Here is a 17,065-nt window from a genome sequence, read left to right on the forward strand (position 1 = left end):
TGCCATTGGGGGGAGATGGGTGGGTTCCTCCCCGAGGTCGTGGCGATCCTCACCCGGCCTGCGGCCACCCTCTCCCCTGAAGGGGCGAGGGAATAAGGGGAAGAAAAGCGGGATGGGGTTAGCCGAAGGGGGCGAGGACAAATATGGGAGTAGAATGTGCGGCGGCCGGTGGGGCGGCGGCGGGAATAGAGACAACGGAGCTGTCCCTCAATTGGGACGTGGGGCGCAGGAAAGGGACGCTTAGCGGGAGCGACGTTCGAGTTCGCGGTCGAGGAGCTTCAGCTGGTCGAGTTGTTTGTTTAACTGGCGGATCTTGCCTTCCAGTTCTTCTACCTTGCTCTCCTTCTCAGCGCTGACCGATTTCAGGTTACGGTTTTGCCGCCTGAGTTCCTCCACCAGGGTCAACAGCTCGCCCAGCGGCTCCGCCTGTACGGTCCAGACGCTGTTGGGATACTCCCTTTTCAGCCTGCGCAAAAGCTGGTGGGCCTGCAGAGCGGAACCCCGCTCGGAAGCGGGTTGCAGGGAGAGGATGGCCAGCCGGAACAGCGCTTCGTCGGTGACGCCCGGCACCCGTTTGCCGTGGGAGACCTCGGTGAGCAGCTTTTCCGCTCCTGCCGTGTTCCCCCGTTCCAAAAGGTACTTGGCGTCTTCGAGTTTTTGCGCGAAGGACCTCCGTTCCGACCAACCGGCGGTGGCGGGTTCCTCGCCTGGCCCGCCGGTCGAGGCGCTCTCCTTCCACGGGAGGCAGCCGGTAACGAGGGTTACGGCGATCAGCGCCGCTAGGATGTTCTTTTTCATGTTGCCTGCTCCTGCCGCGTGATCAGATAGCTGCTGCCGGGGTGCTCCTTGGCGGCATCCTTGGCCTTGGCCGCGGCCCTGGCGATGTCCACCGCGCTGCGGAACTGCTCGCCGCCGCAGAGGATGACCGCCACCGAGATGGTGGTGATCGGGAAGAAGCGCTGCACGCCGTAGCGGTCGGTCCCCTCGATCCCTCCCGCCGTCCGGTCCTCGGGGGCGAAGTGGGAGAGGGCCTCGACGTCAAAAAGCTCGATCACCTTCTCGCACACCGCGGCCGCCTGGTCGGGCGGCACCACCATCACGAAGTCGTCTCCTCCCACGTGACCGACGAAACCCTGCTCACCGCAGATCTCCCGCACGGTGGCCTCGATGATGTCGCCGGTGACCCGCAACAGTTCGCTCCCTTTTGCGTAGCCGTAGCGGTCGCTGAAGGGCTTGAAGTTGTCGAGATCGGCGTAGCAGAAGGCGAATTCGCTGCCGCTGTTCAGGCGGTCCTCCAGCTCCCGCTCGATGGCGGTGTTGCCTGGGAGCCTGGTGAGCGGGCTCGCCTCCAGGTTCATCTGCTCCAGTTCCTTGAGCCTGGCCGCCATCTGGGTGAAGTCCTTGGCCAGCACCCCGATCTCGTCCTCGCCCTCGATGGGGGGGGAGAAGTCGAAGTCGCCGGCGGCGATGCGGTGGGTCGCCTTCTGCAGCTCGCGGATCTCGCCGTAGGTCCGGTAGGTGATGATGGGGGCGACCCCCACCGCCAGCAGGAAGCCGACACAGGAGATGACGATGGTCCAGGTCATGGCGGTGGTCTGCTGCCGGTTGGAGCGCTCCAGCATCGTCTGCAGCATATCCTGGCGCTGCGCGTACAGGTCATCCACCGCGGCGAGCATCCGGGAGGCAGCGGCGGAAAGTTTCTCCTCGCTCCCCGGTCGTTCGCTGAAGACGAGCTCCGAGATCTTGTGGTACTCGTCGTAGAGCGCTTGCAGGTGGGCAGCATCCTTGGCGGAGGCGGTACCCCTGACCACCGCCAGTTGGGCGAGGCTGTCCTTCTCGCGCTGGCGGAAGAGGTCGGTGAAGGCGGGATCGGTGAGGATCACGTACTTGCCGGCATAGCTTTCCTGCGCCAAAAGCGAGCTCCGCAGCTTGATGAGTGCGCCGATGACGGGGAGGTCCTTGCTGGCGATCTCGCGGGCGGTCTGGTTGACGGCGTGGAGGTGGAGATAGGAAAAGATCAGCGCGGCCGAGGTGAAAAAAGCCATGGCCAGGTAGCCTGCGGCGATCTTCTGAATCAGCGACAGCCGGGAAAGGTTGAATTTCGAACCCGGGTTTTGCATGTACGGCCCTCGGTTAGACACTCTCACTGACGGACAGCTGCCACCGACAGTGCTCTCAATACGGTGAGCGCCGCTCGCTCGGCGCTCCCCGGGTGCAGCTGGACAACCAGGTCGGCGTAACGCCGGTAGAGCGGCAGCCTCTCTCGGAAAAGCTCCTCCAGCCCCCCTTCGTGCAGTCCCACGATGCCGCGGGGCGCCTGGGCCTGGATCCTCTGGCGGACCACCTCCAGGGAGGCGTCCAGAAAGACGATGGTCGAGCGGGAGGCCAGATGACGCATGGCGGCCTCGGAGTAGACCACACTGCCGCCGGTGGCCACCACCGTCGGCTCCCCCACTTCCAGTCCGAGCACCGTCTCCTCTTCCAGTTGCCTGAACGCTCCCTCCCCCAGTTGGTCGATCACCCCCTGCAGGCGGCCGCCGTGGCGCTGCTCGATGAGCCGGTCGGTGTCCAGGAAGGTCCAGCCGAGCAGGTTGGCGATGATCCTGCCGATCACGCTTTTCCCGCTGCCGGGCATGCCGATCAGGGTGAGGCTGCGCTCGGGAACCGGAACCGGGAGCTTGCCGGTGGAGGCAGTCGAGGGGGCAGGGAAGTGCGGGCGGTGCTCCCTCTTGATGCTGGGTGGCATAGTGATCCTTGCGGCCCTTACGCCGAAGGGCCGACAACAGCGGTCCTGGCGCTGTCAGAGCGTGGGGTGGAAGAAGAAGATCCTTTGGCCAGTTTAGCAGAATTCCGGCGCAAAGGGGCTAAATAACCGGATGCCCGAAGCCGTCTTCAGCCGCAGGTGGATAGCAACGCGCTGGTCCCCCATCCTCACCCTGTCCCCCGCCTTCGCCAAGGCTACGGCGGGCAAGCTTCCCCTTGAAGGGGAGGGGACGAAGGGAGGGACACCGCGGTGGCCCAGCCGACGGAGTGGCAGCGGCAAGGGCTTCCCCTCCGCACCCCGCTAGAGCGAATCCCGCAGCTCCCTCAATATTTCGTGCTGCCGCTGGTTCACGTAGACCGACAGGAGATGTTCGGACTGTTGGGTGTGATTGAAGCAGAGGATGCACTTGAAGGGGGGACCGTCCTCGCTGATCCGGACCAGGGTGGCCGGGATCTGCATGGCCAGTTCTTCGCTGGTGGTGGGTGCCATCAATTTAAGCTCCAGCTGGAGGTCGCTCTCCTGGAATCCCTGCCTGACCAGGGTGTTCAGGCAGCACCCCTCCAGGGAGATGTCGTGGATCACGCCCGAGATCCGGTTCGCCCCGGTGCGGGCCGTGATGCTGATGGGGCGCTTGAAACGGACCCGCACGGCGCTGCGCCGGTTGACGTAGAGGTCGCGGTAGCAGAAACCGGAGACCCGGGCGGTGAGCCGCCTGATGTCGACCTCTTCCAGTTGCCCCAGCACGGGCCTTCCCAGCCGGTGGGACTCGATGTAGACGTCGTTGCACTGCAGCATGGCGGCCAGCTGGAGTTCGCAGGTCTGCAGCTCGACGTGGCGTCCCTTCACCTCGCAGAGGCTGGCGGGATGGCTGATCGGCATCTCCTTGAAGATGTTGGTCAAGGTGAGCTGGGGACCGCCCTCCGTAGACAACAGCTCCTGGAAGGCGTCGATGAAGACCTGCTGTTCATCAGGTTCCCGTTGGTCGTTTACCTGCTCTGCCGTGCCGTCCATGTCATCCGTCCTCGGATTGCCAGGTTCACAAGCGGGTGCTACGACGAACTATCGACCCATGCGACAGCCGGTGGTGGAGCCGCGACCAAGCCTCCTGCTCGGCTTGCTCCCCTCCGGGCGAGGGGCTTGTTACATAGTAAAGGATCAACCCCTCCTGTGCAATTTGAGAGGGACAAAAAAAGAGGCGGGGGCGGCACCCCCCACCGACCCTACTGCTAGTACCACGGATACCCCTCCGTCCGCCGCCGTACGAAATGCTCCACCAGAAAGAACGGGCGGATGAAGATCACCTGCTTCCTCCGCAGGTCGATCAGATCGATGGCGAAGTGATAGAGACAGCCGGCCAAAAGGTAGTTGAGGGGAGGGTGGATGAGGGCCAGCAAGGCGATCAGGATGAAAAAGTCGACCGTATGGAAGATGCAGAGCCCGATATAGGGAATGGTGGTCTGGATCGGCTGCAGCTCCCTGAAGTAGCGGAACATGCCGCTCACGCTCAGGTTGCGCCTGCGTTGGATATAGAGCAGATAGTGGTCGACGTCGACCAGCACCCCTCCTGCGGTGAACAGGAGGAGCTCTTCGGTGCCGACCAAGGGGGCCAGTGCCGCGGCGGCCAGCCCGGTGAGGGCGATGTGCTGCGTCAGCGTCATCGGCGATTAGAGCAGGGTCGCCTTGAGCAGGGAGCGGAGTTCCCTGTTGTTGCCGGCCTGTTTCACCATCGATTTGCGCTCGTTCCTGCTCAAGAAGGCGGCCAGATGGCCGCTGGCGAGTTCGGGGCTGCCGGCGATGGAGGTGGCCAGCTGGCAGAGGATGGGGGCCGGCAGTCCGTTGCGGTATCCCTGGACCAGCTTGCCGATCTCATCGCGGCGCTGCTCCTCATTCCAGCTCTGGTAGAGCTCGTCACCTATGTTGTTAAGCTTGTCCAGCATGGGGCTCTCCTTTTTTGTTGCCGGGGGGCTGGCGTGGCCGCCACTGCCCGCCGCGAGTCACTTGATATGTTCGTGCCGGAAGATGTGATCCTTGCAGTAGCCGCGCTGTCCGGAGCACTGCGGGCAGTAGCGGAAGTCCATGTCGGGGTGGCTCAGGTCGGTGATCCCGCACACGGTGCAGCGATGGGCGGGACCCGAGTCGCGCCGGCTGAAGCGGGTGGCGCTTTTGGTGAACTGCCGCTGGCCGTACCTGATGTTGACGACGATATCCCTGGCGAAGAAGATCAGGTAGTTGGCGATGGCGGCCAGCGCGGTGACCCGGACGGCCCAGCCGCCGAAGAAGAACAGGTAGGCGTACCCGAGCCAGGTGACAAGCGCCAGCCACTTCATGCGCACCGGCAGCACGAAGAAGAGGAGGATCTGGTAGTCGGGGAACAGGGTGGCGAAGGCGAGGAAGACCGAGCCGGCCAGAAAGCCGTTGCTGATCGGTGCCCAGGGAACCAGGAAGGAGCCGGCCACCGTCAGCAGGCATCCCAAGAGCAGGTACACGTTGTAGCGGAAGCTCCCCCAGTGCGCCTCCAGGGTGGAGCCGAGCATATAGAAGAAGTACCAGGCGAACAGGGTGACCAAGAGGCCGCTGCGGGGCGGGTCGAAGGGGAGGGTGAAGAGGCACCACCATTCCCCGGACAGAACGCGCTCGGCCGACAAGTAGGTGGCGGCGCGGTCGAGCTTCCCCGTGAGGTACATGACGTAGAAGAACGACTGGCCGGCGATCAGGTAGATGGTCAGGTTCGGAATGGCGTAGCGCCCGAATTTTCTGTCGAGACGGTCGAGTAGGTTCATTGTGATGGGGTGTTCCCGCTGCCGGAAATCTCCGGCGAATAGGGTAATGATCGGGCCGCCTGATGTCACTCATCAGTAGGTGAAAGAGAGTCAGTTCCTAAGGCTGTCATTGCAAGTTTGCCTTGGGGCAAGTCAGCTGTCATTCAACAGGCAGTACTGTCACTGAGCTGAGACGGTACAGGCACCACTTCCGTCATTGCCAGTGTGAATACGGTAGGTCACCTCTCCCCGTACCCACCTCCCCAGCTCTAAAGGCAACAGGGTCTGTCAGTTGAGTGTGTGTAATTATTAATTACAATATTTTATCATTGCAGGTGATATCTCATTGAGAACGAGATATACTTGCTGCCTGACTGACAGTCGCAGCAATCTATCACACAAGGCGCTGCCGCGCAAGGGCGGGCAGGTACCAGGCGCAGAGGGGCCCTGAGGGGAATTGGAAACGCCGGCGAGACGTTGCCGGGTTTATACCTGGGTATTCAAGGGTGATATGACGCGCGTTCTGCTGATCACAGACATTGAGCGGGTGCAGCGGGTTTTCCAGGCGCTGGAGGACGAAGGGGTCCTGCAGTTGCAGATCGTCTCGACCTTGGCGCTGAGCGACGAGGAGCTAGCGCAATACCACCCGGATCATATCTTTGCCCAAAGTCGCATCTCGGGGTTTTCCAGCGATGTGGCCTTGCGCAACCTGAGGAAAGGATTGCCGCCAGAGACCAGGATAGTGCTGCTCCCGGTAGATGAGAGCGACCTGGCGCAGGCCAGGAAGCAGGCAAAACTCTTTCTCTCACTGGGCCGCGATGACGCCGCGCTAGCCGAAGGGGTGAGAAGGATGTTGAGTCCGGAGGGGCATGCCGGGCTCCATCCTTCTGAAGCAGCAGAAGAGGCCGCTCCGGCTGTGGCCGTTGGGGCAAAGCAGGAAGCGGTGAAGAAGGGAAGGGCGGTAAAAGGGGCGGCGAGGAGACCGAGAGCGAAGGCTGGGGCCGCAGCAGAAAGAGGTGAGCAACCGGCCAAAGCCACTGCGACAGCGGGTAGGCGTAAGCCTGCCAGCGAAGCCGCGCCCCCAGCCACTCCGGTGGTGCCGGAGGAGCAGACGCCTGAACCGCTTGCTGCCCCGGAGGCACCGGTGGCAGGGCCGGAAACCTTCGCCGAGGCCATGCAACGGGCGGCGGCCAAGCAGGCGCAGGACCTGGTTGCGCCTGGCCCAGCGCCGGAACCGTCCCCGTCGTCCGACAGGTCCGACAGGTCCGACAGCGCCGCGCCGGAAGAGATCGACGAGGAAACCCTGCCGGTGGAAGCCGTGCCGTCCGCGGAGCCGGAAACCCTTGCCAACGGCAGGCTTCATGCCGGAAAGAGCAAACCACGATGGATCGTGGCGCTGCTCTTGGCGCTGCTTTTCGTGCCGATCGCCTATTTCGCAACCATCCTCCTACGGCAGGGTAAACCACATAAATCACCTCCGGCCATCGCCCCGGCACCAGCCACATCCCCCACGCCGTCGCGTGTCGCCCCCCCGGTGTCTTCTTCGCCGAGTCGGCCGCAGACAACGCCGCCCCTTCCGCAACCGGTGCAGCCGCCAAGGCCAAAGCCGGCTCCGCCGGCAGCGGTGACGGTTCCACCGGCGGCTAACCCGGTGCCGCAAGCTAAACCGGCCTTGCCAGCCGCCCAGGCTCCAGCCCCCTCCACACCTGGACGCCAGGCTACGTCCACCTCGGTTCCTGGCACACACGCGCCCCTTCAGCCCTCCGCAGGCCGATCAACTCCCGCCAAGGTGCAATCGGCGCCTGCGGCTCCGGCCGCCAAGCCCGCTGTCAAGGCCGGCCTGAAAGCTCTTCCCCCCTTCATGGCGGGAGTCTCGGTCGATCCCGCCTATGGCGCCAGGCATCCCGGCTGGCAACGCTACTTGGGCGCCAGGGGGGAGTACAAGATCTACCGTGAAGGAGACCTGTACAGAGCCCTGCAGATCATCGCCCTCCCCGGACAGTCGATTCCGGACGACATCTACCAGCGCTCGTTGCTGGAGTTCGGCGGTATCGACAGTTACCGTGTGCAGTCGTCCGAGAGGAAGGGGAGCTTGCTGATCGAACATGGCGAGGCAAAGGGAGGGATCGGGGTGATCGTGTACAGAAAGCTGAAGGATCTAAGCATGAAGGGACTGGTCATTTACTATCATTGACACGCAAAGACTCAACGCAGGTGCTATCACATGGTCATTGAAACAGTGACGACACCTGTAACGACTGCAATGGGGTAATGTGATGATAAGGTTGAGCCTGGCGGTAACCATTTCATACCTGGCGGGTCATCTCCTATTGCCAACTGCAGGTCACGCGCAAACGCCTTCCTTCGATATCGATATCAAGGAACTCGAACGCCCCGCGCCTCCTCCAACCCGAAAAATTAAAAAGGCCCCGGAGAAGCGTAAAAAGACAGCGCCTGTCACCGCCGAGTCAGCGCACAAACCGGGCCACCACCAATCGTATCGTACCTACACCGTCAGGCCGGGCGACTACCTCTTCAAGATCCTGGTTGCCAGGTTTGGCATGACCAACGATCAAGCAGAGTCGGTGCTCCCGGAAGTGATCAGGATCAACCATTTATCCAACCCCAGAGAGCTCGAGGTGGGACGCAAATTGATGATCCCGCGGCCGGCGCCATCACACGTCTCCCCGGGAGCCGGGAAAGAGGACACCAAGGGGGGCGGTAAGATACAGGCAACAGAGGCCGCCAAAGAGGCAACGCTCTCCCGGCAGCCCCAGCAAGGGATGGCAGCGGGAGGGTGTTCTTCTACTCCGGCAGCGCCGATACCTGCCGCGGCGCTCCCGGTAGCGGCGGCACAGACTCCACCCCCTTCAGCCGCCACCTGGCTCTGCCCGGTTGCCGACCGCGACCCCGGTCGGATGGTGGAATCCATCCTCAGCGCGCTGGCCATCTCCTGGTGCAGCAACCGCACCATCCAGTCCGACCATTCCGCCTCCGTCGCTTTCAGCATCAGGGCCGACCGCTACTTCGAGCACAAGGGGGAACGCTATATCGTCAGCATCGGCGAGGCGGATGCCTACACCAACACCCTGCTGAGGCTGCTGGAAAATGCGGGGTACCGAGTGCTGAGGCTGGGCGCGCGGGACGATTTCAAGGCGGTGGGCGAGAAGCTGTTGAGGTTGCTTGGGGTGGCGTCGGAGTATGGAAAGCACGCAGAGGGAGGAAAGGAGATCACCGGATTTCTCGTGCAGCAGGAGAATGCAGGTGGCAGGCGGGTGGTGATCACTGCGGAAGCCGTAGCGCCGGATCAGAAGTGGGTGATGGCTCCCGGTTGCGGAGCCAAATGATCAGGGTCACTCTGGATAAATGCTCCCCAAACCAACCTCCTTATCCGACAATCCCCTCTCCCGAAGAGGGAGGGTTAGGGAGGGGGAACTCTGCCCCGCAGTAAGATGCTAGCGCGAACCTGAGTTGTGCCCGACTTGGGTGAGAAAAGGTTCAGGGCATGACGCCGGTCGATGAGCTCTGGTAGGAGCTTTGCGGTTGGTTCTGTTCCGGGACACTCTGGCTGCTGGTCGCTTCGCTGCTGGAGACCGGGGGCGGGAAGCTAGCCGGTAAGGGATTCTCCAGCGGGGTTCCCGCCAGCGTCGGCGGCTCCTGGAGCACTTCCTTGGGGACCGGCACGTAAGGGCGACCCTTGGCGATGAACTCTCCCTTCTTCCCTTGGGCGGCCTGCTCGACCCAGCCGTCCAGCTTCTCTTTGACCAGCAGCTCCACGCTCTCCTTGAGAGGTGTGTAGGCGGCTTCCTGCTCAACCGGTTTTACCTTCTGCAGTTGCTGAAAGACCTTCCTGGCGTAGACGTCGCGTTTCTGCGGTGTCTGGCTGTTGTAGCAACCGATCGCCTTCCAGTTGTAGCCGTACTTGCTGATGCACTGCGCGAGAATCCAGGCGCCGGTCTTGGTGTTGTAGCAGGCGTCACCGAGGTTGTTCCAGCGTTGCTTGCCGAGGGTGGAGGCCCAGCTGGAGTTGATCTGCATCAGTCCGAAATCGTAGGTGCCGTTGCTGTTCTTGTTCACGGCGTACGGGTTGAAATTCGACTCCACCTTGGCGATGGCTCGCAGTATCTGGGGGTTGATTCCGTATTCGGCACCCGCTTCTTCGAAGCAGAAGCATGATGCGCTGGTCGCCCAAGCCGCCACGAGCAGGGCGGCCAACAGGCAGGTTTTTACGTTGGACATCTTAGAGGACCTCTCCAGTTCCTCCGCCAGCGGAGGGGTATTGGGCGGGCAAAGTTCTGTAAAGGATACTCTTTTGCTCCCTGCCTGTCATCAGCTAATGCAATAAAGCCTTTTTCCCCTCAATCAAAACGGACAGTTGCATTGTCGGCCGATCCTTTCTACACTAGCCTATCCTCTCCCCTTCCAGACGCGATGCTCACCTCAACCCGCCCTTCTCCGCGCTCGCGGCTTCAGGGTTTGGAGTGTCTGGAATAGGGGCGAATGCAACGCCCCGCCCCCGTGACCGATAGACGGTAAGGTGGGAAGCAGAAAGGAGCCGTACCATGAAGATGAACCTGGACCAACTTGAAATCAGGGTGCTGGGGTGCCTGATCGAGAAAGAGCTGTCGACGCCGGAGAATTACCCGCTGAGCCTCAACGCGCTGCTGGCCGCCTGCAATCAGAAGTCCAACCGGGACCCGGCCATGGCCTTGAGCGAGCAGGAACTGCTGCAGGCTCTCGGCGTGCTTGGTTCACGCGGGCTGGCGAGGCTTACCACCACCGGCGGCCGGGTCGCCCGCTACTGCCACAATGTTGCAGAGAAGCTGGGGCTCTCACCCGCCGCCCGAGCCCTGCTGGCCGAGCTGATGCTGCGCGGTCCGCAGACGCCCGGCGAACTGAGGACACGCGCCGAGCGGATGGCCGCCTTCGCCGACCCGGCAGCCGTCGAGCTGGCCTTGGGGGAGCTTTTGCAGTGCGGCCCCCCGCTGGTTATGCGGCTCCCGCGCCAGCCCGGGCGTAAGGAGCCGCGCTACGCACAGCTCCTCGCCGGCGTTCCGGAAATTCCGGAGTCGGACCTGTCGGACAGGTCGGACAGCTGTGATGTGGCCCCGCCGGCCCAGGAAAGGCGGCCAAAAGCCCCCGCTGCCTCTGAGCGGCTGGTACGGGTCGAGTCGGACGTCGCGGTGCTGCGCGAAGAGATCGCCGTGCTGCGGCAGGAGATAGAGGAGCTGGTGTCCGCCTTCGGGTGAGGTACAGAAAAAAAGCGCCCTCTCCCGGGGGAGAAGGCGCTTTCGGCAAAACTCGGAGCGGCGGAGCAGAGACGGGAAGCTCAGTTGGTGAACATCAGCTTCCGCTCGAGGTCCATCGAGTGGGAGAGACGCTTCGCTTCCTCGATGGTGATCAGGTCCTGTTCGTGCAGCTGGATCAGGTGCTGGTCCAGCGTCTGCATGTGGTACTGGCTCCGGCTGTTCTCCATGTGCCCTTCGATCTCGTCGAGCCTTCCTTCCCTGATGCAGCTCTGGATGGTGGTGGTACCGCGCATGATCTCCAGGACCGGCAGGATGAACTCCCCGGTCTTGTTCATGATCAGCCGGATCGAGATGGTCGCCACCAGGATGTCGGCCAGCCGGTGCCGCACGATCTCCTGGGCGTCGGGGGGGAAGTGGCCGATCAGGCGGTTGATGGTGGAGACCGCTCCCTGGGTGTGCAGGGTGGAGAGTACCAGGTGCCCGGTCTCGGCCGCCATCAGGGAGGCCTCGATGGTTTCCTTGTCGCGCATCTCCCCCACCATGATCAGATCCGGGTCCATGCGCAGGGCAGCCTTCAGGGCGCTGCTGAAGCTGTCGGTGTCGATCCCCACCTCGCGCTGGATGATGCAGCTCTTGTCCGAGCTGAACAGGAACTCGATGGGATCCTCGATGGTGATGCAGTTGTAGGAGAAGTTCTCGTTGATGTGGCGCAGCATGGAGGCGAGGGTGGTGGATTTGCCGTTGCCGGTCGGGCCGGTGACCAGCACCAGGCCGTTGGGCGCGGTGACGATCTCGCCCAGTACCGGCGGCAGCCGCAGGTCTTCGAAGGTGCCGATGTAGGCCGGGATCACCCTCATGATGATGCCGAAGCTGCCGCGCTGGCGGAAGATGCTGACCCTGAAACGGGCACCGCTCGGCAGAGAGAAGGAGGTGTCGAACTCCTTCTGGTCGGCCTCCCAGCGGCGGTTGTGGTGCGACAGGATCTGGTTGGCGATGAACTCGGTGTCCTCGGAGGTCAGATTGGGCAGCTTGGAGCGGATGATCTGCCCCTTGCCCCGGAAGAAGGGTGGGTTCTCGGTTTCAAAGTGTACGTCGGAGACCTTCTTGTTGAAGGCTATCTCCAGGATCTGCACGAAAATCTTTGCATCGATGGCCATGGCCGCCCCTTTACTCATTTCATTTCAGTACATCCGCCAAAAGTTACCTTACCGCTGCGCGCACCGTTTGCGGTAGAGCGCGTTGTCGATCACCACCCCCGCATGCTCGGCCAGCATCTCCAGAAGTTCCAGCTGCGGGACCCGTTCCTTCCCGCTGCCGAAGTCGGCGTAGATGAGGGCGATCACCCGGCCGAAGCTCTTCACCGGGAGCAGCAGCATCTTGCTGCAGGCAGGCTGGCCGAGCGTGCCGCTGATGGTCTGGCGCACCTCGGGGTCGGCTTCGCCGTAGTGGCTCTCCCCGTCCAGGGCGCGCTGGAAGAGCGAGGGGCCCGAGACCGGAATGCGGGTCCTGACCGTGGAGAGCTCGCCGGGGGCGTTGATGCCGATGCCGCGCTCCGAGACCAGCTCGGTGCGGACGACCACCAGGGTGAGGGCCCTCTCGAAATAGGAGCCCACCGCCTGCAAAAGGGCGAGGGTCACCTCCGAGGGCTCCCGCTTGTCGGCGAAGGAGGAGAACCGCTCCTTGTATCCGTGCGGCAGTGCCGCAGCCGACGGCGCGACGGGGGTTACCGCAGGAGTTCCGCCGGAGACCGGGACGGTCTTCGCCGTCCCCACAGCGCCGGCCGCCTTGGTAAGATAGCTGTCGAGGGCCTTGGCGCACTCTATGGTGTCGGTGATCAGGCTGTCTCCGCGCTCGCCCCTGCTGGGCCTGGGAAGCACGGCGCCGACGCCTGCCTGGACGGCACGGGCGTTCAGCTGCAGGTCGGACGGGCAGGCGAGCAGCAGCAGGGGGAGCTCCGGGTACTTCGTCCGCTTCTCGCGCAGCACGCCCAAAAGCGCGTCCTGGACGGCACCCCCCCTGCCCGCCGGCTCCCCGGCGTCCACCAGGAGCAGCGGGGCCCGTCCGCTGGCCTGGAACTGGTCGATGATGGGATCGACGCCGGCGGCGTCGTTGGTGGCGAGCAGGAAGCGCGCTCCGCAGGCGGCCCCCACCCATTCGCGCACTACCTTGTCGGTCGAGCAGAGGACCACCCCGCCGCCGTCGGCGGCAGGCTGGGGCCGTTCGGTCAGGGTCCCCAGGAACTGCACCAGGCGCTGCAGCTCTTCGGGCGGGACGCCGGGCAGCGCCAGGCGCAGCCTCTTGGCAGGCGTTTCCGGCTCGGCATCGCCCAGGCCGGTGAATGGCTTGTGGATCTTGCGCTCGATGTGCTCCAGCTCGTCCAGGCCGAGGTCGGAGGCCGACAGGCCGAAGGCGGAGGAGTCGCCTCCCTCTGCGGCGGACTCGTCAGCGGCCGGAAGCTCAGGAGAAGGGCGGAACACGGCGTCGTCGATCATGCCGTCCCGTTTGCGCTCGTCGTAGATGCGCAGGGCGTCCATCAGCACGTTCTGGGTGTCCAGTTGGATCTCTTTTTCCAGGTGCTCGGGGAAGAAGCGGTACTCGTCGGAGACGAAGATCTTGTCGACGTCCAGCGAGAAGGTCCCCCTGGTCCAGGAGAGTACCTCCACGATGGTCATCTCGATCAGCACCTCCAGCCCCTGGTAGGCTTCCTCGGGGTTGATCTTGCCGGCCTCGATCATGGTCTGGATGATCGGCCTGCGCCGGTTGCCCGCCTTTTGCTGCTCGTGCAGGGCGCTTTCCAGCTCCTCGTAGGCGATCAGCCCCATGTCCATCAGGATCTGGCCGATGCGGACGCTGTTGTCCACGTGGTTCGCGCTGACGATGAAGCCGTCATGGAAGACCAGCTGGCTCTCTCCCTTCAGGCTCCTCAGGGTCAGGGTGCCGGACTTCCGGGTGGCGTGCAAAAGCTGGATTACGTCAACGATGGGAAGGTGTTGGAGGTCGCCGTCAAAGGACATGGTTGATACCTTTTTATGTTGCCTGGCGCACCGCTGCGCGCCCTGGAGCGGTCGAAGCCCTTCCACCCGCCGTTTGGGAAGAAGGCAGGGATGCCCCGGGTTTGGGTGGTAGCGCCGCATGTTGGTTGGATGGGGCGGCGTGCGGGATATTAGCATGCGTCACCCTCCTAAGTAAACGGGAATTGTGGGGGTTTGCGGCACATTAACCTTGAAATCATTCGGCAAACCCGATAATCTGCCCTGTGGACATTTCGTCCGGGATTTACATCCAGGCCACGCCCGTGCCGCCGATCGAGGTGGCGGAGGCTTGCTCCGCCCTGGCGGGGGCGCGGTTCAGGGGAGAGCTTCTCGTTATGGAGATTTATCAGGCACAGCCCAAGAAGAGGTCGCGCAAGAAGGAGACCGGCTCCAAAGCCAAGGCCCTTCTGGTGACCCTCTCCGGCTGCGCGATCATCGTAGTGCTGGCCTTCGTCGGCTACCTCTTCTACATGCTGGGCACCCTTCCCAAGGTGGACCGCCTGGCCGACTACCGTCCCCCCATCCTCTCCCAGGTCTACGGCGCCGACGGCAACCTGGTGGGCGAGTTCTACCTGGAGCGGCGCATCGTGGTGCCGGTGGACAAGATCCCCAAGCGGCTGATCCAGGCCTTCGTCTCCGCCGAGGACTCCAACTTCTACCAGCACAAGGGGATCGACTACCAGGGGATCCTGCGGGCCGCTTTCAAGAACCTGATCTCGCTCAGGAAGAAGGAGGGGGCCTCCACCATCACCCAGCAGGTCGCCAAGTCGATGCTGCTCACCCCGGAGAAGAAGTTCTCCAGAAAGCTCAAGGAGGCCATCCTTGCCAAACGGATGGAGGAACGGCTCTCCAAGGACGAGATCCTCTACATCTACCTGAACCAGATCTACCTGGGGGCCGGCGCCTACGGCGTGGAGCTGGCGGCGGAGAGCTACTTCGGCAAGGAGGTCGACAAGCTCAACCTGGCCGAGATGGCCATGCTGGCGGGCCTTCCCAAGGCCCCCAACGCCTACTCCCCCATCAAGCACTTCGACAAGGCCAAGGAGCGGCAGACCTACGTGCTGGAGCGGATGGTCAAGGAGGGGTACATCACCCAGGCTGAAGCCGACTACGCCAAGGCCACCCCCATCGCCATCCACTCGCTGAAGAGGGTCAACGCCGACCAGTCCGCCTACTTCCTGGAAGAGGTGCGGCAGGAGCTGGAGGCCAAGTACGGCGAGGAGCGGCTCTACAAGGACGGCCTCAAGATCTACACCACCATGAACGCGGAGATGCAGAAGGGGGCCTACGATAGCGTGGTGAACGGGCTGAAGGCGCTCGACAAGCGGCAGGGCTTCCGCGGCCCGGCCAAGTACCTCCAGGAGCAGGAGGTGGATACCTTCTGCAAGAAGGTGGAGGACGGCATCGACTCCCTTACCCTCAAGCAGGGAGGGACCTACCAGGGGGTGGTGACCGGGGTGAACCCGGCCAAGCAGGAGATCTCCGTGCGGGTGGGGGATCGCGCCGGCACCCTGATCAAGAAGAACATGGAGTGGGCCGGCAAGCTCGAGCTCATCAACAGCTGGGGCAAACCTGAGTCGAAAAAGGCGGTCGCCCTGGGGGCCGTCCTGGAGCTGCAGGTCAAGGAGCCGGACGTCAACAAGGCCGGCGCCGTCTTCGCCCTGGACCAGACCCCCGAAACGCAGGCGGCGCTGATCGCGCTCGACCCGATGACCGGGGCGGTGCGCGCCATGGTGGGGGGCTACGACTACAAGAAGAGCCAGTTCAACCGGGCCATGCAGGCCAAGCGCAACCCGGGCTCCGCCTTCAAGCCGGTCATCTACGCGGCCGCGCTGGACAAGGGGATGACGCCCGCCTCCATCATCAACGACTCCCAGGTGGAGTACGACAGCGGCGACGACCGGGGGTGGAAGCCCAAGAACTACGACAACGTCTACCGCGGCCCGGTCACCATGCGGGAGGCGCTCACCAACTCCATCAACGTGGTCAGCGTCAAGATCCTGGAGCAGATCGGGGTCTCCTCGGCCATCCAGTACGCGAAGAAGCTGGGGATCACCTCCCCCTTGGCCGCCAACCTCACCCTGGCGCTGGGCTCCTCCAGCCTCACGCCGCTGGAGCTCACCAGCGCCTACGCGGTGTTCGCCTCCGGCGGCTACCGCACCACCCCCTATTTCATCACCAAGGTGCTCGATCGCGACGGCAAGGTGCTGGAGGAGGTCCCCGAGCCCAAGATCCAGGCGCCGGTCTTCGCCAACGCCTCGGGCGCCAAGGTGGATCAGGAGGAGGGAGCGGAGGCCAAGCCGGCCGACTCCCAGCCCCCCGCCCAGCCGGGGCAGTCGGAGCCGCTACCTGCGACGGGGGCCACCGGTCCCAGCGCGGTGCCGGTGATCGCCCCGGAGGTCGCCTACATCATGACCAACTTGATGGAGAGCGTGGTCTCCAGCGGGACCGGGCAGCGTGCGCGGGCGCTCGGGCGGCCGGTGGCGGGCAAGACCGGCACCACCAACGACATGAAGGACGCCTGGTTCGTGGGATACGTGCCGCAACTGGTGGCCGGCGTCTGGGTCGGCTACGACCAGGAGCGCAGCCTGGGGGCCGGCGGTTCCGGCGGGCAGGCTGCGGCGCCGATCTGGACCGAGTTCATGCAGCGGGCCCTGGGGGGGATCCCGGTGAAGCAGTTTAGCGCTCCCTCCAACGTCACCTTCGCCCTCATCGACCCCCACACCGGGAAGCTCGCCAAGGAGGGAAATCCCGCTGCGGTGCAGGAATGCTTCATTAGCGGCAGCGAACCGACCAGTTACGATCAGGAGCCGCCCAAGCAGGAGCCGGTGGCCTCTCCGTAAATATTTGAAATCTTTTGTTGTTTTGCTGGGGCCTGTTTGCCCGTTGGCCCCGGCGTGGGCTCCCTGCAGGGAGGTAGCGGGAGGCGCTTTACCCCGTAGAACCGCGCCAGTCCTGAAGAAAATGCTGAAAAATCAAAAGAAAACCCTTGCAAATTGCATTTTTATGATTATAGTGGCATTTAATTTATTACAACCAAGGAGGGTTTTAAGATGACTAAAGCAGAACTCGTTGAAGCAGTTGCTAAATCCGCCAACATCTCGAAAGGCGCCGCCGAGAAGGCCGTTGCCGCTTTCATCGACAGCGTGAGTGGCGCGCTGAAGAAAGGCGACCGCGTGACCCTGGTGGGCTTCGGCAGCTTCGAGGTCTCCAGCCGTCAGGCCCGCACCGGCCGTAACCCCCAGACCGGCAAGGAGATCA

Annotated in this window: 15 protein-coding genes; 5 read left to right on the top strand and 10 right to left on the bottom strand. The window is 63.4% G+C overall.

What is annotated here, in order from left to right:
* Positions 1 to 240: 240 nt before the first annotated feature.
* The 7 genes from VJ604_RS00600 to VJ604_RS00630 form a co-directional block, all read right to left on the bottom strand.
* Positions 241 to 798 carry an outer membrane protein assembly factor BamD gene (locus tag VJ604_RS00600; protein WP_324079445.1) on the bottom strand — a complete coding sequence of 186 codons (558 nt, stop codon included), beginning with the start codon at positions 796 to 798 and terminating at the stop codon, positions 241 to 243.
* Positions 795 to 2,120, bottom strand: coding sequence for a GGDEF domain-containing protein (locus VJ604_RS00605; RefSeq protein WP_324079446.1), 1,326 nt, complete (start codon positions 2,118 to 2,120; stop codon positions 795 to 797). The genes VJ604_RS00600 and VJ604_RS00605 overlap by 4 nt, the downstream gene beginning before the upstream one ends.
* A gap of 23 nt (positions 2,121 to 2,143) precedes the next feature.
* On the bottom strand, positions 2,144 to 2,746 hold the full coding sequence (locus VJ604_RS00610) for a shikimate kinase (protein ID WP_324079447.1): 603 nt from the start codon (positions 2,744 to 2,746) through the stop codon (positions 2,144 to 2,146).
* 318 nt (positions 2,747 to 3,064) lie between these two features.
* Entirely contained in the window at positions 3,065 to 3,775 is a 711-nt protein-coding gene (locus VJ604_RS00615) for a PilZ domain-containing protein (RefSeq protein ID WP_324079448.1), read from the bottom strand.
* A 215-nt stretch (positions 3,776 to 3,990) separates the two neighbouring features.
* Positions 3,991 to 4,422 (bottom strand): hypothetical protein, encoded by a 432-nt coding sequence (locus tag VJ604_RS00620; RefSeq protein WP_324079449.1) that lies wholly within the window; start codon positions 4,420 to 4,422, stop codon positions 3,991 to 3,993.
* 6 nt (positions 4,423 to 4,428) lie between these two features.
* Positions 4,429 to 4,701 (bottom strand): hypothetical protein, encoded by a 273-nt coding sequence (locus tag VJ604_RS00625; RefSeq protein ID WP_324079450.1) that lies wholly within the window; start codon positions 4,699 to 4,701, stop codon positions 4,429 to 4,431.
* Between the two features lie 57 nt (positions 4,702 to 4,758).
* A complete protein-coding gene (locus tag VJ604_RS00630) occupies positions 4,759 to 5,544 on the bottom strand; it encodes a hypothetical protein (RefSeq protein WP_324079451.1) in 786 nt (261 codons plus the stop codon).
* A gap of 490 nt (positions 5,545 to 6,034) precedes the next feature.
* Here VJ604_RS00630 and VJ604_RS00635 point away from each other — a divergent pair, with 490 nt between their 5' ends.
* Together VJ604_RS00635 and VJ604_RS00640 are read left to right on the top strand one after the other, a co-directional pair.
* A complete protein-coding gene (locus tag VJ604_RS00635; RefSeq protein ID WP_324079452.1) occupies positions 6,035 to 7,717 on the top strand; it encodes a hypothetical protein in 1,683 nt (560 codons plus the stop codon).
* 136 nt (positions 7,718 to 7,853) lie between these two features.
* Positions 7,854 to 8,870, top strand: coding sequence for a LysM peptidoglycan-binding domain-containing protein (locus tag VJ604_RS00640; protein ID WP_324079453.1), 1,017 nt, complete (start codon positions 7,854 to 7,856; stop codon positions 8,868 to 8,870).
* A 151-nt stretch (positions 8,871 to 9,021) separates the two neighbouring features.
* Here the strand turns inward: VJ604_RS00640 and VJ604_RS00645 are convergent, their stop codons facing one another.
* On the bottom strand, positions 9,022 to 9,762 hold the full coding sequence (locus VJ604_RS00645) for a lytic transglycosylase domain-containing protein (RefSeq protein ID WP_324079454.1): 741 nt from the start codon (positions 9,760 to 9,762) through the stop codon (positions 9,022 to 9,024).
* Between the two features lie 323 nt (positions 9,763 to 10,085).
* Here VJ604_RS00645 and VJ604_RS00650 point away from each other — a divergent pair, with 323 nt between their 5' ends.
* Positions 10,086 to 10,772 (top strand): YceH family protein, encoded by a 687-nt coding sequence (locus VJ604_RS00650; RefSeq protein WP_324079455.1) that lies wholly within the window; start codon positions 10,086 to 10,088, stop codon positions 10,770 to 10,772.
* Between the two features lie 80 nt (positions 10,773 to 10,852).
* On the opposite strand, the gene VJ604_RS00655 is transcribed toward VJ604_RS00650, so the two are convergent.
* Positions 10,853 to 11,923 (bottom strand): type IV pilus twitching motility protein PilT, encoded by a 1,071-nt coding sequence (locus tag VJ604_RS00655; protein WP_324079458.1) that lies wholly within the window; start codon positions 11,921 to 11,923, stop codon positions 10,853 to 10,855.
* A gap of 54 nt (positions 11,924 to 11,977) precedes the next feature.
* Positions 11,978 to 13,942 carry a DUF4388 domain-containing protein gene (locus VJ604_RS00660; RefSeq protein ID WP_324079456.1) on the bottom strand — a complete coding sequence of 655 codons (1,965 nt, stop codon included), beginning with the start codon at positions 13,940 to 13,942 and terminating at the stop codon, positions 11,978 to 11,980.
* Between the two features lie 197 nt (positions 13,943 to 14,139).
* Between VJ604_RS00660 and VJ604_RS00665 the strand changes: the two genes are divergently transcribed.
* Both VJ604_RS00665 and VJ604_RS00670 read left to right on the top strand, forming a co-directional pair.
* Positions 14,140 to 16,647, top strand: coding sequence for a penicillin-binding protein 1A (locus tag VJ604_RS00665; RefSeq protein WP_324079459.1), 2,508 nt, complete (start codon positions 14,140 to 14,142; stop codon positions 16,645 to 16,647).
* A 210-nt stretch (positions 16,648 to 16,857) separates the two neighbouring features.
* On the top strand, positions 16,858 to 17,065 hold a 208-nt coding region (locus tag VJ604_RS00670), incomplete at its 3' end, for an HU family DNA-binding protein (protein ID WP_324079457.1).

The sequence above is a fragment of the Geomonas sp. genome (assembly GCF_035254065.1).
GTDB lineage: Bacteria > Desulfobacterota > Desulfuromonadia > Geobacterales > Geobacteraceae > Geomonas.

Coding starts and splice junctions, on each gene's coding strand:
- VJ604_RS00600 (WP_324079445.1), bottom strand. CDS start 798: ATGAAAAAGAACATCCTAGCGGCGCTGATCGCCGTAACCCTCGTTACC.
- VJ604_RS00605 (WP_324079446.1), bottom strand. CDS start 2,120: ATGCAAAACCCGGGTTCGAAATTCAACCTTTCCCGGCTGTCGCTGATT.
- VJ604_RS00610 (WP_324079447.1), bottom strand. CDS start 2,746: ATGCCACCCAGCATCAAGAGGGAGCACCGCCCGCACTTCCCTGCCCCC.
- VJ604_RS00615 (WP_324079448.1), bottom strand. CDS start 3,775: ATGGACGGCACGGCAGAGCAGGTAAACGACCAACGGGAACCTGATGAA.
- VJ604_RS00620 (WP_324079449.1), bottom strand. CDS start 4,422: ATGACGCTGACGCAGCACATCGCCCTCACCGGGCTGGCCGCCGCGGCA.
- VJ604_RS00625 (WP_324079450.1), bottom strand. CDS start 4,701: ATGCTGGACAAGCTTAACAACATAGGTGACGAGCTCTACCAGAGCTGG.
- VJ604_RS00630 (WP_324079451.1), bottom strand. CDS start 5,544: ATGAACCTACTCGACCGTCTCGACAGAAAATTCGGGCGCTACGCCATT.
- VJ604_RS00635 (WP_324079452.1), top strand. CDS start 6,035: ATGACGCGCGTTCTGCTGATCACAGACATTGAGCGGGTGCAGCGGGTT.
- VJ604_RS00645 (WP_324079454.1), bottom strand. CDS start 9,762: ATGTCCAACGTAAAAACCTGCCTGTTGGCCGCCCTGCTCGTGGCGGCT.
- VJ604_RS00650 (WP_324079455.1), top strand. CDS start 10,086: ATGAAGATGAACCTGGACCAACTTGAAATCAGGGTGCTGGGGTGCCTG.
- VJ604_RS00660 (WP_324079456.1), bottom strand. CDS start 13,942: ATGCTAATATCCCGCACGCCGCCCCATCCAACCAACATGCGGCGCTAC.
- VJ604_RS00665 (WP_324079459.1), top strand. CDS start 14,140: ATGGAGATTTATCAGGCACAGCCCAAGAAGAGGTCGCGCAAGAAGGAG.